Genomic DNA, 19,548 nt, shown 5'->3' on the forward strand with positions numbered 1-19,548 from the left:
TTCAACGTCGACACGCCTACGCGGCATTTTCTGCCCCCAGGCGGCGCTGCACCGCCAGCGCGGCCTGCTTGTGCAGCAGGCGGGTGAACCAGTTATCGGTCGCAAAAATCAGTTTGCTGGTGAAGAAAATCGAACTCGGATACTCACGGTTGATCTCTTCGCACTGCCGGGTCACTTCATCCACGGCGTCGGTGCCGAAGCTGATATACGACGACGCGGCCATGCCATGGCTGTGGCAGAAATCGACGAAATATTCGAGCGTATCGACCGCCTCCTCGCGCATTTTTTCAAGCGCGCCGATGCCGCCGCAGGCATGCGAATCGACCGTGCGCGCGTTCACGAACAGGAAGTTCTTGAAGTGGCCGGGGAACATGCGCAGCACCCACAGCAAGGCATGCAAGCCGCCGCCGCGCGAGGAACCGACGATGAATACGGCGCTCCGGTCATCCGCCTTCGGCTCCACCGGTTCGGTCAGGGGACCGAAGGGCTGGTTGGCGAACACCTCGACCAGTAGCGGCACAAGCCGAACAGCGAAATGGCGAAGGTCAGGAACACGGAAATCGAATACAGCACCACCAGCAGGGTCACCTTCCCTTCGGTCCAGAACAGGATCGCCGGCGCGGCGATGCCCATCACGAGGATGCCGTTCTGCGTCACCAGGCGCGTCGGGAGGTAGCGGAATTTGTGCGGGACCCAGGAGTCGGCGGCCATGTTCGACAGCACCGACGGGCCGCCGGGAAAACCGGTATTGGCGGCCACGAACAGCAGACCGGCCTCGAACGCGAGCACGATCACCGGCAGGACCTGGTTGAGCAGCGGGCCGCCCAGGCCCATGCTGTCGATGATGGCCTTGAAGGTCGATGCGTTGAGGGTCCGGCCGGCCACCTGCCTGGCGTCCCACGGCAGGTACAGGAGGAGGATGCCGGAAGCGGTGAAGGCCAGCGACAGCGCCATGTACAGCATCGTCATCTTCCCGGTGCGCACGCGCGGTTCGGCCAGCAGGTTGACGTTGTTCGACACCGCTTCGAGGCCGGTGCAGGTGCCGCCGCCCTGCGAGCAGGCCAGCAGCAGCATGCCCGCCACGCCGGTCCAGCCGATGCTGCTGGCCAGTTCGCGCGTTTCGATCATGGTGGTGGGGATCAGCTGCGGCAGGTAGGACGCATGCGCGACGATACCGTACACGATCAGCACCAGGCGAGTGGCCACGAAGCCGAGGAAGATCGGCAGCAGGATCGGGATCGCTTCCTTCAGGCCGCGCAGATGATGAGCGCATAGTCGAGGATCAGCGCGCGGTGATGGCGGTGGCCAGCACCAGGTACAGGCCGAGGTGGGTATGGCCGCCGAGCGCACGGAAGGTTTCTTCCGGGCCGTAGGCGGAGGACGAGAGGCCGTCCGCGCCGAGTCCGACCCAGGCCAGGAAGGCGACCAGTGCCATCGAGCGGCGGGTTTCGCTTTTCATCGGGTCGAGCGCTTTGCCCGGTATGAGTTCGCGGATCTTCTTGTTATTCATCGGGCGCGCGGCCCGTGCGGACGGCGTGGTAGCCCAAGGTAGACGAGATCATGCGCCGTTCGCCGGGCTGGCGTCATGGCAGCCGGCCGCGCAAAACGCGAAAGAGTTGCCTGAACCGGGCAAATCAGCCATAATGCGGGTCGCGTTGCCGGGATGGCGGAATAGGTAGACGCACGGGACTCAAAATCCCGCGCTGGAAACAGCGTGCCGGTTCGATTCCGGCTCCCGGCACCAATGAATTCAAGCGCGTATGCGCATCAAGACTCCCCGGCCAGTTGCCTCGCACTGAGCTTGCATCAAATATCCCACACTTTTCATACGCCTGACGCTACGTCGCCGGTCTGTCGGATCGCGCATGGTGTTCACGTTCCGCACCTCAGCCCCATGCCAGCCAGTGACGCCGCACGATCGCGGCGCGGTTCGACGACCTGTCTTGCGCCGTGCGCACGCCATCCCGCATCCGGTATTTACAACACATTGCAGGGGAATATTGAAAATCGGCAATAAGTAAGAGGGCATCGCAACCGCGAAAAAAGTTATTCCTCCTGGTAATTCGTATTCGATCACATTTAAGGTAAGCGTCTTTTCCAAATTTATTAACACTGCTGCAGTTGCCACATTTTTCCTGTTGACCGGCTGCGCCACACAAACCAAGATGCCGTTCTCGGGTACTGCCAATGCTGCGCTCAACGCTGACAAATCGGTCTACCTGATGACTGCCACGATCAAGAATATCCACCGCACGCCCCCGACGAAGCGAGTTTCAAATCGCGCTTCCCGGTATTGAACGGCACCACGATTCAAAAGTCGATCTTGCCGGCGTTTGACCGCGAGTTCGCCCAACAGTGGTGGGGAGCGCATTCATTCACGCGCATGGGGCACGGTGGCCGATATTGCGGCGATCAGCGCGCCGTAGCCGGACGCCTCCGGTGCACATGCCAAAGCCGGATCCCTGAAGAGGGTTCCGGCTTTATTCTTGGGAGCGAGACAGGCGGCAATGCGATAGCGCTCGCCTCCTGCCTCTCACCAGCGCCAGCCCGGCGCAAGGCCAACCTGGCGTTCTCCGCCCACCATCGCCGGTGCCTGCCCAGCTTGAAGCCCGCGTACCGGCAGCATTCCATTCCCTTCCGGCTGCTCACCAGTTATTAAAAAATCAAGCTGAAATAATCCTTGCGATTAACAATAAGTTAAACATTTCTATTTGCAAATATTACTTACCTGTCGGAATTCTTTACACCTGATATGCAATATTTTTTATCCACTGAATAAAAACAAGCAGTTACGAAACTGGCACGTTCCATGCTCATCCTTACGATAAGAACAATCACATGGGGGATGGCCAAAATGAACTCGATCACACGTCGTTGCATTGCATTTGCGTTGCTGGGGATGGCTGGCATCGCTTCAAATGCGTCCTTGGCAGGACCGTTGCCAAGCTATTCCAGCACCTATCCCACACCCAACTCCGCATGCGCGACGTACGGCAATTTCGTTTCATGTTCGACGGGCGTACTTAACTATCTGTCCGCAGGCGGCAGCACCGGATTCACGGGCGATTACACCTTCAGCGCGGCGCAGGGCGCCCTGCACAATGCGATTGTGGTCGCATCGAACGGCGGCGCCACCCTGGCCAACGGCGATGCCGCGCTACCGTCGGAAGATGGATTCAAAACCATCAATGGCGGCACGAAGGACTATTTTTTCACAGGCGACCAGAACGACCCCACCAATCATGGCGCACTGGCCAACGACACGGCGTTCAGCTGGGACATGGGCCTGGCCACACTGAACAGCAAGCTGACCTTCGACGGCGACTACCACCAGATGATGATCGCCTTCGACTTCAATAATCCGCAGAACGCAACGGCCAGTCTGCCGATCTGGGCGCTGGTGACGATACGCGATACCGAGGGCAATCTGGCCAACAAATATTTTGAAACGCAACAGCTCGATCTGCTAGATATCTTCAAGGACCCGTCGCTGTTTCAGTCGACAAAAACCTTCAACGGCAGCGGCGTCACGACACCAGGTTCGACCGACTTTGCACTGACCGTCGGTGCGATCTGCGTGGTCAGCAGCACCACCTCCTACCCCTCGCCCGATGGCAGCCAATGCCCCTCGGGCGGCCAGCTGATCAACACCAACCAGGCATCGAACGCCGTGGAATTTATCAATTACATCCCCAGCCTCGATCTGAAAGGACTCGAAGGCGCAGGCTACGACACCATGTCGGTGCAGGTGTGGATGGGTTGCTTCGGCACCGGCGGCAAAACCTCCGGCCCAACACTGGCCGATGGCAAACCGCTCGGTCCATGTGACACGGGAGGCTATGGCGATATCTTCCTCATCGCGGGCGCGGCAGTACCGGACCGGAACGACGTGCCGGAACCGGGCACGCTCGCGCTGGTCACGTTGTCGCTGTTCGGCTTGTACTGCGTGCGCAGGCGCCGGCCTACACCCTGATGCACCCCGGATGCGCGCCGTGATCTGTGCGCCGAAGGGCGCATTGCGGCGCGTACCTGATCCCTGCCTTGACACTTGCATTGACGCTGCCTTGGCGCACCCGCCCAATCCGCGACCTGACGATGGCCTCGGTCACGCATGATCCGCCAGTGACCGGTACCCGATCCGCACAGACGTCTGCTGCCTGATCGACGTGTCGTCCGTGCTTCTCCTCCACTCTGCCTGTCCAGCGCGCTGACCTGAAAAGGCAGCGCTTTTTTTGGGGGAACCGCTCCCGCTCCTATCACCGTTCCGTCCACCCGCTTTGATCTTTAGCCAGCCGAAGCGCTTGAAATCCCGACCTTGAATTTTTTGACAACCATCAAAGACGGCCAGGTCGCCCTCGATAAACTCATCTCATCTGCTCATCTGTCACTGCGTTTCAGGCCACAACAATAACAACAAACCGCGAGGCCGTATGTCCCCGACCACCACCCTACTCGCCATCTGCGCGCTCTCGCTCGGATGCGGGCTCAGCGCAACCGCCAGCCAGACGAGCCCGCAAGACGCGCCGGACAAGCTCGGTAACGCAGGGCGCATGCTCGCCTTAGATACCGACAGCGGCGTCGTCACGAGCCAGGCTGTCACCGTTGCCGGCCACGATTTTTGCCAGTACTTCATCGCCGCGTGGCGCGAAAAAGAAGGCAGCGAACGCTACACCCTCGCCATCGTCGAACGTCCGTCGGCACGCCGCGGCAGCGAAGTGCGGATCGACTTCGCCCAGCGCCGCGTGTTCGAAACGCGCCTGCCGACCGCCCGGGGGGCGATCAAATCGCTCAGCGAAGACGCCGCCGAAAGAACGTACCAGGCGGTGTTGCAAGCCGATGCTGAGCGCCAGAGCATCATCGACGCCGACCTCGCGCCCGACGAATTCTGAGTTTGTTCAACGCTGCCTCTGTCAACTCCATCAAAGTAAGGAAATCAGCCATGCCACTCCATTCCATCACCCGCGCGGCAACGCTGTGCCTGGTCGTACTGGCGAACGCCGCCACCGCGACTGAACTCGTGTATTTGCCCGTCAACCCGTCGTTCGGCGGCTACCCGGCCAACGGCCCAGGGCTGCTGGCAAGCGCGACGGCCACCACCAAGCACAAGGAGGACAAGGGCCTCGGTGGCTCTTCTTTCTTCGACCAGTCGCCGCTCGCACAGTTCAATCAAACGCTCGAACGCACTGTGTTAAGTCAACTCGCCTCGGCCGCCACCTCCAAACTGCAGGGGCCGGACGGCAAGCTGGTGCCTGGGACCTTCTCCACCGCCAACTTCACCATCACCGTCGCCGACCTCGGTGGCGGCATGCTGCGCATCACGACGACCGACCGCAGCACCGGCACCACCACCACCTTCGAGGTGGCACAATGAACGCCCTGCGCTGGGCGATTGCCGCCACGGCCGGCGCCAGCCTGCTCGCGGGCTGCAGCTTCCGCCATCCGCCCTCGGCGGTCACGGCCGCTGCGCAACTGGCGCCCATCACGCCGGTCACGCGCGACCTGCTCAACCTGCCTCCTCCGAAAGGCAAGGTAGCCGTTGCCGTGTACGGCGTCCGCGACCAGACCGGGCAATACAAACCATCCCCGGACAGCTCGTTTTCCACCATCGTCACGCAGGGCGCCTCGTCGATGCTGGTCAAGGCGCTCAAGGAATCGGGCTGGTTCATCCCGGTCGAGCGCGAAAACCTGCAGAACCTGCTGACCGAACGCAAGATCATGCGGGCGCTGGAAATGCCGCAGCCGGCCGGCACGCCGCTGGTGCAGATTCCGTCGCTGGTGGCCGCGTCGGTGCTCATCGAGGGTGGCATCGTTGCGTACGAAAGCAATGTGCGCACCGGCGGCGCCGGCGCGCGCTTCCTCGGCATTGGCCTGAGCACGCAATACCGGGTCGACCAGGTCACGGTCAATCTGCGCACCATCGATATTCGCGGTGGACAGGTCCTGCATAGCGTCTCGACCACCAAGACGGTCTACTCGTACGAGATCCATCCCAGCGTGTTCAAGTTCGTGAACGTGAAGGATTTGCTCGAACTCGAAGGCGGCATGACGCGTAACGAACCGACCCAGCTGTGCGTCGGCGAAGCGATCGAGGCCGGCGTGGCCCACCTGATCGTACAGGGTTTGAAGGATGGCAGCTGGGCCTTGAAGGACGAGGCGCACTGGTCCAATCCGGTGCTCCAGCGTTACCTGGACGAGCGCGACGCCATGTATCGGCCCAAGCAGTCCGGCACCAGCACCATCACCGCTGGCCGGCGCGCTCCCGCCAAGGCCGGGAGTGAGCGATGAATCCCTTCCTGCCACCGATGCTGCGCGCCGGCGGCGGCCTGGGGCCGTCCGAACTGGCCGCTGGCCGGCAGCCTGAATACCGCCCGTATCGAACAATATGGCCGCGAAGGGAGCGCGCGGCTTAGCCAATATGGCAGCGGCAAGACTGCCACGCTGATTCGCCATGAAAGTCGCTGATCCACTTACTCGTTCACTCATCGGGGTCGCTCAATCGCGCCAGGCCCGGTCACGACAATCCACGGAGGCACTCCATGAAATCCCCTTTATCGGCGATGGCACTCGCCCTCACGGTTGCGTTCTCAGGCGCCGCAGCCCGGGCCGCAAACGATACCGCCGGCCCGGACCTGCACGCCGCGCTCGCCCAGCTCCACTCGGCTGTCGAAGGCGCGATCCTGCAGCAGGAAGGCGATGCGAATTGGCTTGCGCTCGTGCAGGAGAGCGTGCACCTTGCGCCGCTCGGCATCGACCAGACCGGCGCTGATGCGACGGCGGACGTGTCACAGACCGGCAGCGCCAACCAGGCCTGCATTTATCAACATTAACGCTGATCGGCGGCGCCGGCCCGCGCGGTGATGACCGCATGCCGGTATTCAGATATAGGGGTTGCTGAATCGAACTTGACCTGACCCCATTCATTTACGGAGGCTATCATGAAGTATCCTTTATCGGCACTGGCAAGCGCACTGGCATTGGCGTTTGCCACCATCTCGGCCCAGGCTGCGGACAATTCCGTCGCCACCGCGCAGAAAGGCGACGGCAACATCACCTATGCGGAACAGTTTGATGCAAAAGGAGCGAAGGCGGCGATTTCCCAAGTCGGCAACAACAACAAGGCGGGCGACGCCAAAAATCCAGGCATCTTCCAGAAGAAGAGCCAGGATGTCGATGCCCAGATTTCCCAAAAAGGAAATGAGAACAACGCCGCCATCCGCCAGGAAAATTCATCCCAGTCGACCGCCCTGGTATCGCAGAGCGGCGAGCAGAATGCCGGCACGATTCGGCAAGACAATGATAAGAAGAGCAAAGCCTCGCTGTCCCAGGAAGGCAAAAAGAACGCTGCCACGCTCGAGCAGCAAAACGTTTCCGATTCTCAGCTGACTGCGAAGCAGAGCGGGGCCGACAACAAGATTGCAGTCAAACAGCTCGATTCCGGCCACGGCATTGCCAATATCGACCAGAACGGCTCGCAGAACAATGCGGTTGCCACCCAGACCAAGGTGGATTTCAGCGACGTCAACATCAAGCAGAGCGGCAACTCGAATACTGCCAAGGCAACCCAGAAAGACGCTCAGCAGCTTGGCTCCACAATTGCCCAGAGTGGTTCGGACAACAATGCACTTACCGAGCAGTCGGGCAAGAAAAACATCAGTACCATCAACCAGAAAGGCAACAAGAACCTGACGACCCTGACGCAAGCCGGGGTCGGCAGCGAATCGCTGGTCGCGCAGAACGGCTACGACAACAAGGCGCAGGTCAATCAGTTCGGTACCGGCGGCAAGATCAATTACTCGTCGATCGCGCAGAGCGGCAACAGCTATAGCGCCAACGTCGCGCAACATGGCAGCGGTAATGTGGCCGGCATCGTCCAGCACTAGCCAATGATCCACCCGGCGGCGCAGGCAACTGCGCCGTTTTCATTCCAACATCCCGTCCGCCGCGCGTATGCAATAAAATAGCGCGATGCAACTTACATCCATCCGCCAGCGCCTGCGCGCCTTGGGCGCCCTGCCCTTGCACGAACAGCGCGTGCTGCGCGACTGGGTCCAGGGCCGCCCCTACGATCAGGGACGGCGCCGTCCCAACGATTTCCTGCCCCTTGGCGTACGCACCGCCCTGCCCGCGCTCGATGCCGAGCTGCAGGCCATGGCACGGCTGATTTCCTCGCATCCCGGTGAAGATGGCTCGGCCCGCTTGCTGGTCGGACTGGCCGATGGCCAGGCGGTCGAAAGCGTGCTGCTGCCGCGCGACGGCCTGTGCGTGTCCAGCCAGGTCGGCTGTGCGGTCGGCTGCCAGTTCTGCATGACCGGACGCGAAGGGCTGATCCGCCAGGTCAGCAGCGGCGAGATCATCGCCCAGGTGGTGCTGGCGCGCACCCAGCGGCCGGTGAAAAAAGTGGTGTTCATGGGCATGGGCGAGCCAGCCCATAATCTCGACAATGTGCTCGACGCCATCGAACTGCTGGGGACGGAAGGCAATATCGGGCACAAGAACCTGGTGTTTTCGACCGTGGGCGACCCGCGCGTGTTTGAACGTTTGGCGCAGGGCGTGGTCAAACCTGCATTGGCACTGTCGCTGCACACAAGCAAGCCCGCGCTGCGCGAGCAATTGCTGCCGCGCGCGCCGCGCATCACGCCCGAGCAACTGGTCGAGGCGGGCGAGCAGTATGCCCGGCTGACCGGCTATCCGGTGCAGTATCAGTGGACCCTGCTCGAAGGCATTAACGATGGGGAGGACGAGATCGACGGCATCGTGCGCCTGCTAAAAGGCAAATATGCCGTGCTGAACATGATTCCATACAATACGATTCCTGATCTGGCGTTCAAGCGGCCCAGTTGGGAGAGTGCGCGCGCCATTGCCGCCACGCTCCATCAGCGCGGGGTGCTGACCAAGCTGCGCGATTCGGCCGGGCAAGATGTCGACGGCGGCTGCGGACAACTGCGCGCACGCGCCGCCGCACCGGTGCGCAGGACGATTACGATCGGCCGGGCAGACGCGGCCTGAGACGCCCCTCCTGCCCGGCCCTTCAGCGAGCCGGAACGCCCTGCCCGGCCTCGGCCTCGGTCGGCTTGCGCGTCACCCAGTTGTCGTACTTGCGCTCCAGCCGGCGCGAGGTGCCGTCGCGGTTCATGGCGTCGAGCGCGGCATTCATCTTGTCGATCACGGGGTCGGGAATGGCGCGGTTGCAGGCGAGATAGACCTTGATCCGGTTAAACACCAGCACGGGGACAATCTTCCCCGCCCAGCCGTTTTGTTCGAGCACGCCGCTGCCAGGACGCAAACCGGCGGCCCACAGGTCGATCCGGTTCATCAGCAATTTTTGCGGATTGAGCATGTCGTTCGGCGCCGGATCGACCAGGAAACCACGCGAACGCAGATAGTCGTCGCGCGCGTCGCCGTTGTAGGTGCCGATGCGCAGCCCGCGCGCGTCTTCCAGGGTGGTGAGCTGATAAGCGCGGTCGGCCCGTCCCAGCAGCACCCACTCGCCCTCGTCGGTAGGCCCCACCCATTTGAACAGTTGCTCGCGTTCGGGCGTGCGCGTGGTCGCGTAGACGCAGCCGTTGGGCCGCTGCACGGCCGCGGTGTAGGCGCGCTTCCAGGGAAGCAGATCGATCGAATAGCTGATCGATGCGCGCGCCATGATGTCGCGGATCTTTTCGGTGGAATAGCCAATCACGCGCTCACCTTCGAGCATGCTGGCCGGCGGCGAATATTCGGTCGTGATGTAGAGCCGGGGAGAAGCCTGCGGCGAGGCGGCCTGGACATGCGCCCCGGCCAGCAATCCCGCAACAAGTAATAACAGCTTCACCATACCCGGCCTTTGCGATTCCCTCGTCAAAGCATACCAGTTCCCGCGTTGGGGCGGCAATCGTGCTGCTGAGTACGAATCAGCCGGAGGAAATGTAGTCCGGGAATGCAAAAAGGGAGAGGGCGGATAGCGTTGACCACATCATGTTGGCCGTGACATTCAACACCGCCATTCCTGCCACTGGCAGGCATGACGGTGTTGCGTTCGCAGCCAAAAGGCCGGGCAAGCCCTGCGCAGCGGGCATTGCCGCCGCGACGACTCAGGCCTGCACTTGCGCCAGCGCCACGGTGGCATGACGCGCCACCAGTTCGTGATACAGCGCGGTGTAGCTCTTGGCCATCTGCTCGGCGGTGAACAACTCCCAATAGCGTGCTTCCGCGCGCTCACCCATGGCTTGCGCCAGTTCCGGGTTGTCCCACAGCTTGCGCATGGCGTCGCCAAACGCTTGCGGATCGCTCGGCGGCACGACCAACCCGGTTTCCGCATCGATGTTGATGTAGGTCGTGCCGGTGCCGATCTCGCTCGAAATCATCGGCTTGCCGTACATTGCCCCTTCCAGCAGCGAAATACCGAACGCTTCCGAACGCAAATGCGACGGGAACACCAGCGCGTAGCACAGGGTCAGCAAGGCTACCTTGTCGGCCTCGTCGAGCGCGCCGACGAACAGCACGTGGGTCAGGCCGAGCCGTTCGGCGTGCGCCTTGAGCTCGCTCTCGATGGGACCGGCCCCGACGATCACCACCGGATAATCGGTATTGGCAACCGCGTCGAGCAAAATATGCAAGCCCTTGTAATAGCGCAGCACACCGACGAACAAAAAGAACCGCTCGCCGATCTGGGCGCGCCATTTGTCCATGCGCGCCTGGTCCGGTTCCGGGTAAATGGTCTTGTCCAGACCGTAGGTGATGACGCGCGTCTTGTCGCGATAACGGTCCAGCACGGCCGACGACGCCATGTAATTTGGCGAGGTGGCGACGATGGTGTCGACACTTTGCAGGAAACGGTGCTTGAGCGGCTGGTACAGGCGCAGCAACTGCTTCTGGCGCACGATGTCGGAGTGGTAGGTCACCAGGCTCGGCTTCTTGATGCGCGAAATAAAGTGCGCCAGGTCCATGAAGGGCCACGGGAAGTGGTAGTGCACCACGTCCGCTTCTTCGGCCATGCGCGCCAGTTCGCCAAAGGCGGCCAGCGAAAAACCGGTCGAGGAAATCTCGAAGTCGAGCGGCAGCAGGCGCACCTTGTGGCCTTCGAATTCGACGTCGCGCTTTTCCTTCTGGCGCGTGAGCGTCAGTACCTCATTGCGCACGCCCAGGCGGCCCGTGCCGACGCACATCTGCCGGATGACCTGCTCGACGCCGCCCACCGATTCCGGGAAATAGGTTTTATAGAAATGTAGGACACGCATAGTTTCGCAAGTGGCTCAGTACGACGGCAAATTATTGTGAAAGGACGGCACGATACACGGCGGCGGTCTGCAGCGCGGTGTCGTGCCAGGTCAACTGGGCTGCGCGAGCGCGGCCCGCCGCAATGCAACGCGAGCGCAGCGCATCGTCGCGCGCCAGCGCTTGCATCGCCGCGGCGATGTCACCAGTGTTGCCCGGATCGACGTCAAGCGCCGCGCCCCGGGTTACTTCCGGCAAGGAACTGCTATTCGAGGCCACGACCGGCACCCCCGATGCAAACGCCTCGACGACGGGAATACCGAAACCTTCATACAAGGACGGAAATACAAACACGCCCGCGCCCGCATACACATGGCGCAGTCCGTCGGCACCGGTCAGCTGGTTCAGCCAGACGACCTGCTCGCCATCCTGCTGCGCCGCCTTGACACGCGCGATCAGCTCTTCGCAGCGCCAGCCGGCGCTGCCGACAATCACCAGCTGGCGCTCGGCCCGCAGCGCGTCCGGCAAACTCAGGTAGGCACTGAGCAGGCGCTCGACGTTCTTGCGCGGCTGCAAAGTACCGACAAACAAAAAATAGCCTGCACGCAGGCCGTTCCGCAGCAAGGTAGCTGCCACGGCCGACGCATCGGGCGCCTGCAGCCACGCCGCGTCGACGCCGTTGGGCACCACGCTGATCCTGTTTTCATCGACCCCGAAGCATTCGACCAGTTCACCGATCGCAAAGTTCGACACCGCGATCACATGTTGTGCCTTGCGCGCGGCTTTTTGCTGCATCCAGTTCTTGGCGCGCCGCATGCCGGGGCTGCACCACTGCGGATACTTGATCGGCAGCGCATCGTGCAGGGTCGCCACCACCGGGCAATCCATGCGCACGATGCGGTAATCGGTCGCGTGAAAAATATCGGCCGGCATGTGCACCCGGTTCGCCCCCGGGGTGAGCAGGTCGGCCAGGCTGGCCGCCTCGAACGATTGCGGCATTGCCTGGCCCACGCTGATCGCCGTGGCGTCGCCGCGCAGGCGCGGATACGAATAAGCGGCCACATCGCAGCCGGCCTGCGGCAAGTGCTGCAGCAGCGCCTGGGTGTACACGCCGATCCCGTCCAGTCTTCCGCCGGTCAGGCCCGGTTCGATCATGGTCGTTCCCAGGCCGACGCGCAGGCGGCTCACGCCTGGTACATCCAGCGCAGCGTGTCGGCGAGCGGAATCGGGGACATGGCCCCGATCGCGCCGCGCAGTTTTTCATTGTTACCCATCAGGACCAGCACATCCTTGGCGCGCACGAAGGCCGGATTGACCTTCACCTCGATCCGGTAGCCGGCAATCGACTCCATCAGCGCGATGACCTCGCCCAGCGAATGCGCCTGGCCGGAACAGATATTGAAGGTCTGGCCGGCCACGTTGGCCGCCAACAGGCGGCGGTAGCTGTCGGCCACCATGCGCACGTCGGAAAAATCGCGCGCGATGGCTTGGTTGCCCAATTCGATCACCGGCGCCGCCTTGCGGAAATGCGAGACGATTTTGGGCAGCAGGAAGTTGTCGTCCTGGCCCACGCCGGTATAGTTGAATGGCCGCACGATGATGATCGGCAGCTTGTCGCTCCACAACTGCGCCATGTGTTCCATGGCCAGCTTGCTGACGGCGTAATCGTTGGCCGGCGCGGGCGCCAGGGACTCATCGATCTGGCCGACGCTGGCGTTGCCGTAGACGTTGGCGGACGATGCCAGCAGCACCGCCGACGGCTGGTGGGGCTGGGCCGCCAGCGCTTCGAGCAGGTTGCGGGTGCCGACGATGTTGACGCGGTAAATCAGTTCGGCGTTGGCATGCGCCACAAAAGCGATGCCGGCCAGGTGCACCACGACGTCCGGCTGCACCTGTTCGACCATGGCGGCCACGCCGGCGCGGTCCAGCAGGTCGACCGCGAACACATCGGGTTCAGGAGCATCGCTCCCATGGCCCGGCACCACGGTGCCGAACACGCGATAGCCGGCCGCAGCCAGTTCGCGCGCCACGTAGCGCCCCGTGAAGCCGTGCAGGCCGGTGATCAGGGCACGTTTGCCCTGCCCTTCGGCGCCGGGCGCGGGGGACGTTTCCGTGACCATGCCCGTCATATCAGAAGGAAAAACCCTGTTCGTTGCGGCGCATGTCGGCCTCGACCATCATCTGGCACAACTGCTCCAAGGTGGTTGTCGGCGCCCAGCCCAGTTCGCGCAGGGCCTTGGCCGGATCGCCGATCAGCAACTCGACTTCGGCGGGACGGTAGAACTTGGGACTGATGCGCACCAGCAGCTTGCCGGTGCGGGCGCAATGGCCTCGCTCGGCTTCGCCCGTGCCCGTGTAGTCGATATCGATGCCGGCGCCCTTGAACGCCATGGTGACGAAGTCGCGCACGGTTTCGGTACGGTTGGTGGCCAGGATGAAGGTGTCGGGCTGCGCGGCCTGCAGGATGCGCCACATGCCTTCGACGTATTCCTTGGCATAACCCCAGTCGCGCTTGGCGTCGAGATTGCCCAGTTCCAGCACGTCGAGCTTGTTGAGCACGATCTTGGCGACCGAATCGGTGATCTTGCGGGTAACGAATTCACGGCCGCGCAGGGGCGATTCGTGATTGAACAGGATGCCGCTGGAACCGAAGATGCCATACGACTCGCGGTAATTGACCGTCATCCAGTGGGCGTACAGCTTGGCCACACCGTACGGACTGCGCGGATAGAACGGGGTATCTTCGACTTGCGGGATGGCCTGGACCTTGCCGAACATTTCGGAGGTCGACGCCTGGTAGAAGCGCGCTTTCGGGTTGACGATGCGAATCGCTTCGAGCAGGTTAACTGCCCCCAGACCCGTTATGCTTGCGGTAGCAACCGGCTGCTCGAACGACACACCGACGAAACTCTGGGCCGCGAGGTTGTACACCTCGTCAGGCTCGGCGGTCTGGATCAGGCGTATGCTGGACGACAAATCGGTCAGGTCGTATTCGACCAGGCGCAGATTTGGGTGAGCCTGGATACCCAGCTCTTCGATACGCCAGAAATTGACCGAACTCGTGCGACGATACGTCCCGGTGACCTCGTAGCCCTTTTCAAGCAACAACTGCGCAAGGTAAGCGCCATCTTGCCCGGTGATCCCGGTAATCAGGGCTTTTTTTGTTGTTTTTTGCATATTCGTGATATTCGTGTGTAGTTGGAGAGCGGTAATCTGCACGTCCAACTCGCAGTTAACAACTCAGCATTGTAACAGAATCGGTTTGATCATTCTTTACGCAAAAGCGTTTCGTGCAATATGAACAACAAGCTGCGTGGATATTATGCCCCGATCACGAGGAAGGGCGGCGCCAGCTTACGCATTGTTACGCCTATCTTGAACTGTAATGAAATGTAGTAATGCACGTTTTTCCTCTGCGAAATTACTACAAAAAAAGGCCGGCATCGATGGCGATGCCGGCCCTTTTGTGGCGCGCAAAACACACGCGCCGTAGTACTTGCCGATCAGCGTTCCGAGACGGCGTCGACCACGCACAGGGCCGTCATGTTGACGATCCGGCGCACCGTGGCCGATGGGGTCAGGATGTGCACCGGCTTGGCGCAGCCTAGCAGCACCGGGCCGATCGCGATGCCGTTGCCGGCCGCGGTCTTGAGCAGGTTGTAGGCAATGTTGGCGCTGTCGATATTCGGCATCACCAGCAGGTTGGCCTCGCCCTGCAGGGTCGAGTGCGGCATCAGCTGCATGCGCAGCTTGGCGTCGAGCGCCACGTCGCCGTGCATCTCGCCATCGATTTCCAGCTGCGGCGCCTTTTGCTGCACCAGCGCCAGCGCGGCGCGCATCTTTTGCGCCGATGCACTGTTGGCCGAACCGAAGTTCGAGTGCGACAACAGCGCCGCGCGCGGAATCAGGCCGAAGCGGCTCATCTCGTCGGCCGCCATGATGGTGATCTCGGCCAGCTGCTCGGCGCTCGGGTTTTCGTTGACGTGGGTATCGACGATGGCCATCTGGCGTTCCGGCAGGATCAGGAAATTCATCGCCGCGTACACATTGGCGCCATCGCGCTTGCCCAATACCTGGTCGATATAGTGCAGGTGCAGGTTGGTGGTGCCGAAGGTGCCGCAGATCATGCCGTCGGCGTGGCCCTTGTGGATCATCATCGCGCCGATCAGGCTGTGGCGGCGGCGCATTTCCAGCTTGGCGTATTCCTGGGTCACGCCTTTACGCATGGTCATCGCGTAATAGGTCTGCCAGTAATCGCGGTAGCGGTCTTCGTGGTCCGGATTGATGACGTCGAAATGCTCGCCTTGCTTCAGGCGCAGGCCGAACTTCTCGATGCGCTGCTCCAGCACGCTCGGACGGCCGACCAGGATCGGGCGCGCCAGCTTCTCGTCGACCACCACCTGCACGGCGCGCAGCACGCGCTCTTCTTCGCCTTCGGCGTAGACGATGCGCTTGAGTTCCGGCGGGGCCGCCTTGGCCACCGCGAACAGCGGCTTCATGAAGGTGCCGCTGCGGTACACGAACTGCTGCAGGCTGTCGGCGTAGGCTTCCAGGTTGGCGATCGGACGCGTCGCCACGCCCGACTCGAACGCCGCCTTGGCCACGGCCGGGGCGATGTGGATCAAGAGGCGCGGATCGAACGGCATCGGGATCAGGTATTCCGGGCCGAACGAGAGGTTGCTGATGCCGTAGGTGGTGGCCACCACGTCCGACTGCTCGGCGTGGGCCAGGTCGGCAATCGCGTGCACGACCGCAATTTCCATTTCGCGCGTGATGGTGGTGGCGCCGCAATCGAGGGCGCCGCGGAAAATGTAGGGGAAGCACAGCACATTGTTCACCTGGTTCGGATAGTCCGAACGGCCGGTGGCGATGATGGCGTCGCCGCGCACGGCCTTGACTTCTTCCGGCAGGATTTCCGGGGTCGGATTGGCGAGCGCCAGGATCAGCGGATTGGCCGCCATTTCCTTGACCATATCCTGCTTGAGCACGCCGCCAGCGGACAGGCCCAGGAAAATGTCGGCGCCCGGCATGACTTCAGCCAGGGTGCGCAATGGCGTGTCTTGCGCGAAGCGCGCCTTGTCCGGGTCCATCAGTTCGACGCGGCCCTTGTAGACCACGCCGGCCAGGTCGGTCACATAGATGTTCTCGATCGGAAAGCCGAGGTCGACGATCAGTTCCAGGCAGGCCAGCGCCGCCGCGCCCGCGCCCGACACCACCAGCTTGCACTCGCGGATATCCTTGCCGACCACCTTGACGCCGTTCAGGATCGCGGCGCCGACGATGATCGCGGTACCGTGCTGGTCATCGTGGAACACCGGAATCTTCATGCGGTCGCGCAACTGGCGCTCGATATAGAAGCACTCGGGCGCCTTGATATCTTCCAGGTTGATGCCGCCGAACGTCGGTTCCAGCGAGGCGATGATGTTGACCAGCTTGTCCGGATCCTGCTCGTTGATCTCGATGTCGAACACATCGATGCCGGCGAACTTCTTGAACAGCACGCCCTTGCCTTCCATCACCGGCTTGGACGCCAGCGGACCGATATTGCCCAGACCCAGCACGGCGGTACCGTTGGTGATGACCGCCACCAGATTGCCGCGCGCCGTGTATTTATACGCGTTGCCCGGATCCTTGACGATTTCTTCGCAAGGAGCCGCCACGCCGGGCGAGTACGCCAGGGCCAGGTCGCGCTGGTTGAGCAGCTGCTTGGTGGGCGTGACGCTGATTTTTCCGGGACGGGGGCTCTCGTGATACTCGAGCGCGGCGAGGCGCAGTTGCTGGCGCAGTTCTTCCTTCTTCTCTGGTGACGAATCCATGCTGGTACGGCCTTCCTGTGTACTGTCGGGGACTGAGGATTTTATCAGACGTGATCTTTCAACAAGCTACGTATTTTCACCAACTTCGGGTCAATTGCCCCAAAACATGAAAATTTCATCACAACAAACAAAAAAGCGATCGCTCGCTCGGCGCTACAGCACGGTACAGATCGCTGACAGTTGCTACAAATCCTAGACAGAAACGCAATAGACCCATGCTGCGGGCTCGCAGGACAATGCACCGGCATCGCGGCGCTGCGGGCGGGAACCCTGACCCTGCGCGGCGCGAGCTTTCCGCCAACCCTGTCGAAAGAGCGTCCCATGAAACCACTCCAACACTGTCTTCCCGCCGGACTGATCGCCGCCACCCTGCTGACCGGGTGCGGCGGTGGCGGCGGCGACGGGGGCAAACCCTTGCCCCCTCCCGTGCCGGACCCGATCGCGCGCGTCGATGTGCTGATGAATCACGAGCGTGGCATGAACTCGATCACCATCGACGACAAGAATGCCTACGTCGCGCTGACCAATACCGAAACCGACGGCAGCGTCATCCTGGCCACCGCGCGCGGGGTCAGCACCAAGTCGGCCTGGCAAACGGTCGGCCTGGGCGAGTGCAGGCTGCCGGCCAGCGAGCAGGTCGAAACGCGGCGCGCCGCCGAACTGAAGCAGGTCGACGGCAAGACGCTCCTGATGCAGCCGGCCTGGGGCAGCGCCGACGAACATACCTTGTGCGAGCTGGACCAGGCGAAGATGAGCTTCGTTCCCAAGGACAAGGACTTCCGGATCTGCTACGCAAGCTATTGCGAGCGCATGTACGTGGGCGACGTCAAGGCGGTCGGCAAGCGCTGGTTCGCCAACGGCGGCGCCGGCCAGAATGTGCAGGTCTCGAACGACCAGGGCGCCACCTGGCGTCCGATCATGGGGACGATGGACAGCATGAGCTGCACCCACCAATCGTTCGAGGTGGTGGGCGGGCGCCTGCTGACGGGCGGCGAATGTCCGCTCGACATGGCCTACGTGCGCGCCTACACCATGAACGCCGACAATTCGGCGCTGGCCTCCACGGTTCCCGTGCCGTTGAGCGTGCCGGAACTGGAAAACCGCAACGTGCATCTGATTACCACGCTGGGCACGAGCGAGCGCGTGTTCATCGGCGTCGAGGGCGGGCTGCTGCGCAGCGATGACAGCGGCAAGAGCTACAAGTTCGTGCTCAAGCAACCGTTGACGGGCGGAGTCAACTATCCCTACATCACCCAGTTGCTCTCGCCGGCCGGTAAACCCAACGTGATCGTCGCCGCCGGGTTCGACAAGGCCAAGGGCTTGCCCTATTTAGCATGGTCGGAGGACAACGGCGACAAGTGGACCGACCTGTCGTCCCTGCTGCCGGGTTACAAGCGTACGTCGGCGGACGCCACCAGCCAGGTGACCTCGATCGCGGAAGATGCGCAGGGACGCATCCTGGTGACGGTCAACGAAGAGTTCCAGAAAAAAGGCCGCCTGGTGGAGGTCAAGCTGGGCCGCCTGTAAGCTGCCGCTGCGGAGTGGCATGGCTGTACAATCGCGCATGCTCTCCGAATTCGACCTCATCAAGCAGTACTTCAAACGTCAGCGCCCGGGCCGGGCAGCGCTCGGCATCGGCGACGATTGCGCGCTGCTCGCCCCCTCCCCCGGCATGCAGATGGCCATTTCATCCGACATGCTGGTCGAGGACCGCCATTTCTTCGCCGGCGCCGATGCGCGCATGCTGGGCCACAAGTGCCTGGCGGTGAACCTGTCGGACCTGGCCGCGATGGGCGCGCGGCCGGTAGCTTTCACCCTGGCGCTGGCGCTGCCGGCGGCCAATCCCGACTGGCTGTCCGGATTTGCCGCCGGCCTGTTCGCGCTGGCCGACCAGCATGGCTGTGAACTGATCGGCGGCGACACCACCAAAGGCCCGCTGAACATCTGCATCACCATTTTCGGCGAACTGGCGCCTGGCCACGCGTTGCGGCGCGATGCCGCCATCGCCGGCGACGACCTGTGGATTTCGGGCACGCTGGGCGACGCCCGCCTCGCCCTGGCGGGCTACCGCAAGGAATATCCGCTGGACGATGCCCCCCTGTTCGCGGCCGGTACCCGCATGCACACGCCGACCCCGCGCGTGGCGCTGGGCCTGGCGTTGGCCGGCGAGCGTCTGGCCCATGCCGCCATCGATATCTCGGACGGCCTGGTGGGCGACCTCGGTCACATCCTGGCCGCATCAAACGTCGGCGCCACGCTCGACGTCGATGCGCTGCCCGCAGGACCGGTACTGGCCGCGCAGCCGCAGGCGCTGCGGCGCCAGTTCTGCGCCGCCGGCGGCGACGATTACGAGTTGTGCTTCACGGCCCCGCGCGCGCAGCGCGAAGCGATCATCGCCGCGGGCGTTGCCTGCGGCACCGCGGTGACGCGCGTCGGGACAATCGACGCCGCACCGGGCCTGCGCCTGGTCGACGCCGCCGGCCAAGCCCTGGACCTGAAGCTGGCCGGTTTCGACCACTTTGCCAGCGCCTGACCGGCC

Annotated in this window: 19 protein-coding genes and 1 tRNA gene; 11 read left to right on the plus strand and 9 right to left on the minus strand. The window is 62.6% G+C overall.

Annotated elements, in window-relative coordinates:
• Positions 1-16 precede the first annotated feature (16 nt).
• The 3 genes from RBA41_RS05370 to RBA41_RS05380 all read right to left on the minus strand — a co-directional run bounded on the left by RBA41_RS05370 (position 17) and on the right by RBA41_RS05380 (position 1,510).
• Positions 17-520: an adenine nucleotide alpha hydrolase family protein gene (locus RBA41_RS05370; RefSeq protein ID WP_306621778.1), complete on the minus strand. Its 504-nt coding sequence runs from the start codon at positions 518-520 to the stop codon at positions 17-19.
• Positions 472-1,206 carry an APC family permease gene (locus RBA41_RS05375; protein ID WP_306621780.1) on the minus strand — a complete coding sequence of 245 codons (735 nt, stop codon included), beginning with the start codon at positions 1,204-1,206 and terminating at the stop codon, positions 472-474. Before RBA41_RS05375 ends, RBA41_RS05370 begins: the two co-directional genes overlap by 49 nt.
• A 76-nt stretch (positions 1,207-1,282) precedes the next feature.
• A complete protein-coding gene (locus RBA41_RS05380) occupies positions 1,283-1,510 on the minus strand; it encodes a hypothetical protein (protein WP_306621782.1) in 228 nt (75 codons plus the stop codon).
• 147 nt (positions 1,511-1,657) lie between these two features.
• Between RBA41_RS05380 and RBA41_RS05385 the strand changes: the two genes are divergently transcribed.
• From RBA41_RS05385 to RBA41_RS05420, 9 genes are all read left to right on the plus strand, one after another.
• Positions 1,658-1,744: transfer RNA gene (locus RBA41_RS05385), tRNA-Leu, on the plus strand.
• Positions 1,745-2,938: 1,194 nt separating this feature from the next.
• A complete protein-coding gene (locus tag RBA41_RS05390) occupies positions 2,939-3,973 on the plus strand; it encodes a PEP-CTERM sorting domain-containing protein (RefSeq protein WP_306621784.1) in 1,035 nt (344 codons plus the stop codon).
• 457 nt (positions 3,974-4,430) lie between these two features.
• Positions 4,431-4,889, plus strand: coding sequence for a CsgE family curli-type amyloid fiber assembly protein (locus tag RBA41_RS05395; RefSeq protein WP_306621786.1), 459 nt, complete (start codon positions 4,431-4,433; stop codon positions 4,887-4,889).
• A 50-nt stretch (positions 4,890-4,939) separates the two neighbouring features.
• Positions 4,940-5,371: a curli assembly protein CsgF gene (locus RBA41_RS05400; RefSeq protein ID WP_306621788.1), complete on the plus strand. Its 432-nt coding sequence runs from the start codon at positions 4,940-4,942 to the stop codon at positions 5,369-5,371.
• Positions 5,368-6,285 (plus strand): CsgG/HfaB family protein, encoded by a 918-nt coding sequence (locus RBA41_RS05405; RefSeq protein ID WP_306621790.1) that lies wholly within the window; start codon positions 5,368-5,370, stop codon positions 6,283-6,285. The genes RBA41_RS05400 and RBA41_RS05405 overlap by 4 nt, the downstream gene beginning before the upstream one ends.
• 72 nt (positions 6,286-6,357) lie before the next feature.
• Positions 6,358-6,462 carry a curlin repeat-containing protein gene (locus tag RBA41_RS33425; RefSeq protein WP_374709496.1) on the plus strand — a complete coding sequence of 35 codons (105 nt, stop codon included), beginning with the start codon at positions 6,358-6,360 and terminating at the stop codon, positions 6,460-6,462.
• 74 nt (positions 6,463-6,536) lie between these two features.
• A complete protein-coding gene (locus tag RBA41_RS05410) occupies positions 6,537-6,827 on the plus strand; it encodes a hypothetical protein (protein WP_306621792.1) in 291 nt (96 codons plus the stop codon).
• Positions 6,828-6,935: 108 nt separating this feature from the next.
• On the plus strand, positions 6,936-7,880 hold the full coding sequence (locus tag RBA41_RS05415; protein WP_306621794.1) for a hypothetical protein: 945 nt from the start codon (positions 6,936-6,938) through the stop codon (positions 7,878-7,880).
• An 85-nt stretch (positions 7,881-7,965) separates the two neighbouring features.
• Entirely contained in the window at positions 7,966-9,006 is a 1,041-nt protein-coding gene (locus RBA41_RS05420) for an RNA methyltransferase (RefSeq protein WP_306621796.1), read from the plus strand.
• A gap of 22 nt (positions 9,007-9,028) precedes the next feature.
• On the opposite strand, the gene RBA41_RS05425 is transcribed toward RBA41_RS05420, so the two are convergent.
• From RBA41_RS05425 to RBA41_RS05450, 6 genes are all read right to left on the minus strand, one after another.
• Entirely contained in the window at positions 9,029-9,811 is a 783-nt protein-coding gene (locus RBA41_RS05425; RefSeq protein WP_306621798.1) for a substrate-binding periplasmic protein, read from the minus strand.
• A gap of 259 nt (positions 9,812-10,070) precedes the next feature.
• Complete coding sequence (locus RBA41_RS05430) at positions 10,071-11,216, minus strand: glycosyltransferase family 4 protein (RefSeq protein WP_306621800.1); 1,146 nt, start codon at positions 11,214-11,216, stop codon at positions 10,071-10,073.
• Positions 11,217-11,247: 31 nt separating this feature from the next.
• The gene (locus tag RBA41_RS05435) at positions 11,248-12,381 is read right to left on the minus strand and encodes a glycosyltransferase family 4 protein (protein ID WP_306621802.1); all 1,134 of its coding nucleotides are present in this window, start codon (positions 12,379-12,381) and stop codon (positions 11,248-11,250) included.
• Positions 12,378-13,313 (minus strand): NAD-dependent epimerase/dehydratase family protein, encoded by a 936-nt coding sequence (locus RBA41_RS05440; protein ID WP_374709486.1) that lies wholly within the window; start codon positions 13,311-13,313, stop codon positions 12,378-12,380. The genes RBA41_RS05435 and RBA41_RS05440 overlap by 4 nt, the downstream gene beginning before the upstream one ends.
• Before the next feature lie 10 nt (positions 13,314-13,323).
• The gene (gene gmd / locus RBA41_RS05445; protein WP_306621806.1) at positions 13,324-14,370 is read right to left on the minus strand and encodes a GDP-mannose 4,6-dehydratase; all 1,047 of its coding nucleotides are present in this window, start codon (positions 14,368-14,370) and stop codon (positions 13,324-13,326) included.
• 326 nt (positions 14,371-14,696) lie between these two features.
• A complete protein-coding gene (locus tag RBA41_RS05450; RefSeq protein WP_306621808.1) occupies positions 14,697-17,009 on the minus strand; it encodes an NADP-dependent malic enzyme in 2,313 nt (770 codons plus the stop codon).
• Between the two features lie 321 nt (positions 17,010-17,330).
• Here RBA41_RS05450 and RBA41_RS05455 point away from each other — a divergent pair, with 321 nt between their 5' ends.
• Together RBA41_RS05455 and thiL are read left to right on the plus strand one after the other, a co-directional pair.
• Positions 17,331-18,536: a hypothetical protein gene (locus tag RBA41_RS05455; RefSeq protein ID WP_306621810.1), complete on the plus strand. Its 1,206-nt coding sequence runs from the start codon at positions 17,331-17,333 to the stop codon at positions 18,534-18,536.
• Between the two features lie 37 nt (positions 18,537-18,573).
• Positions 18,574-19,542, plus strand: coding sequence for a thiamine-phosphate kinase (thiL, locus tag RBA41_RS05460; protein ID WP_306622054.1), 969 nt, complete (start codon positions 18,574-18,576; stop codon positions 19,540-19,542).
• Positions 19,543-19,548 lie beyond the last annotated feature (6 nt).

This window comes from Massilia scottii, assembly GCF_030846495.1.
GTDB classification, from domain to species: Bacteria; Pseudomonadota; Gammaproteobacteria; order Burkholderiales; family Burkholderiaceae_D; genus Telluria_A; species Telluria_A violaceinigra.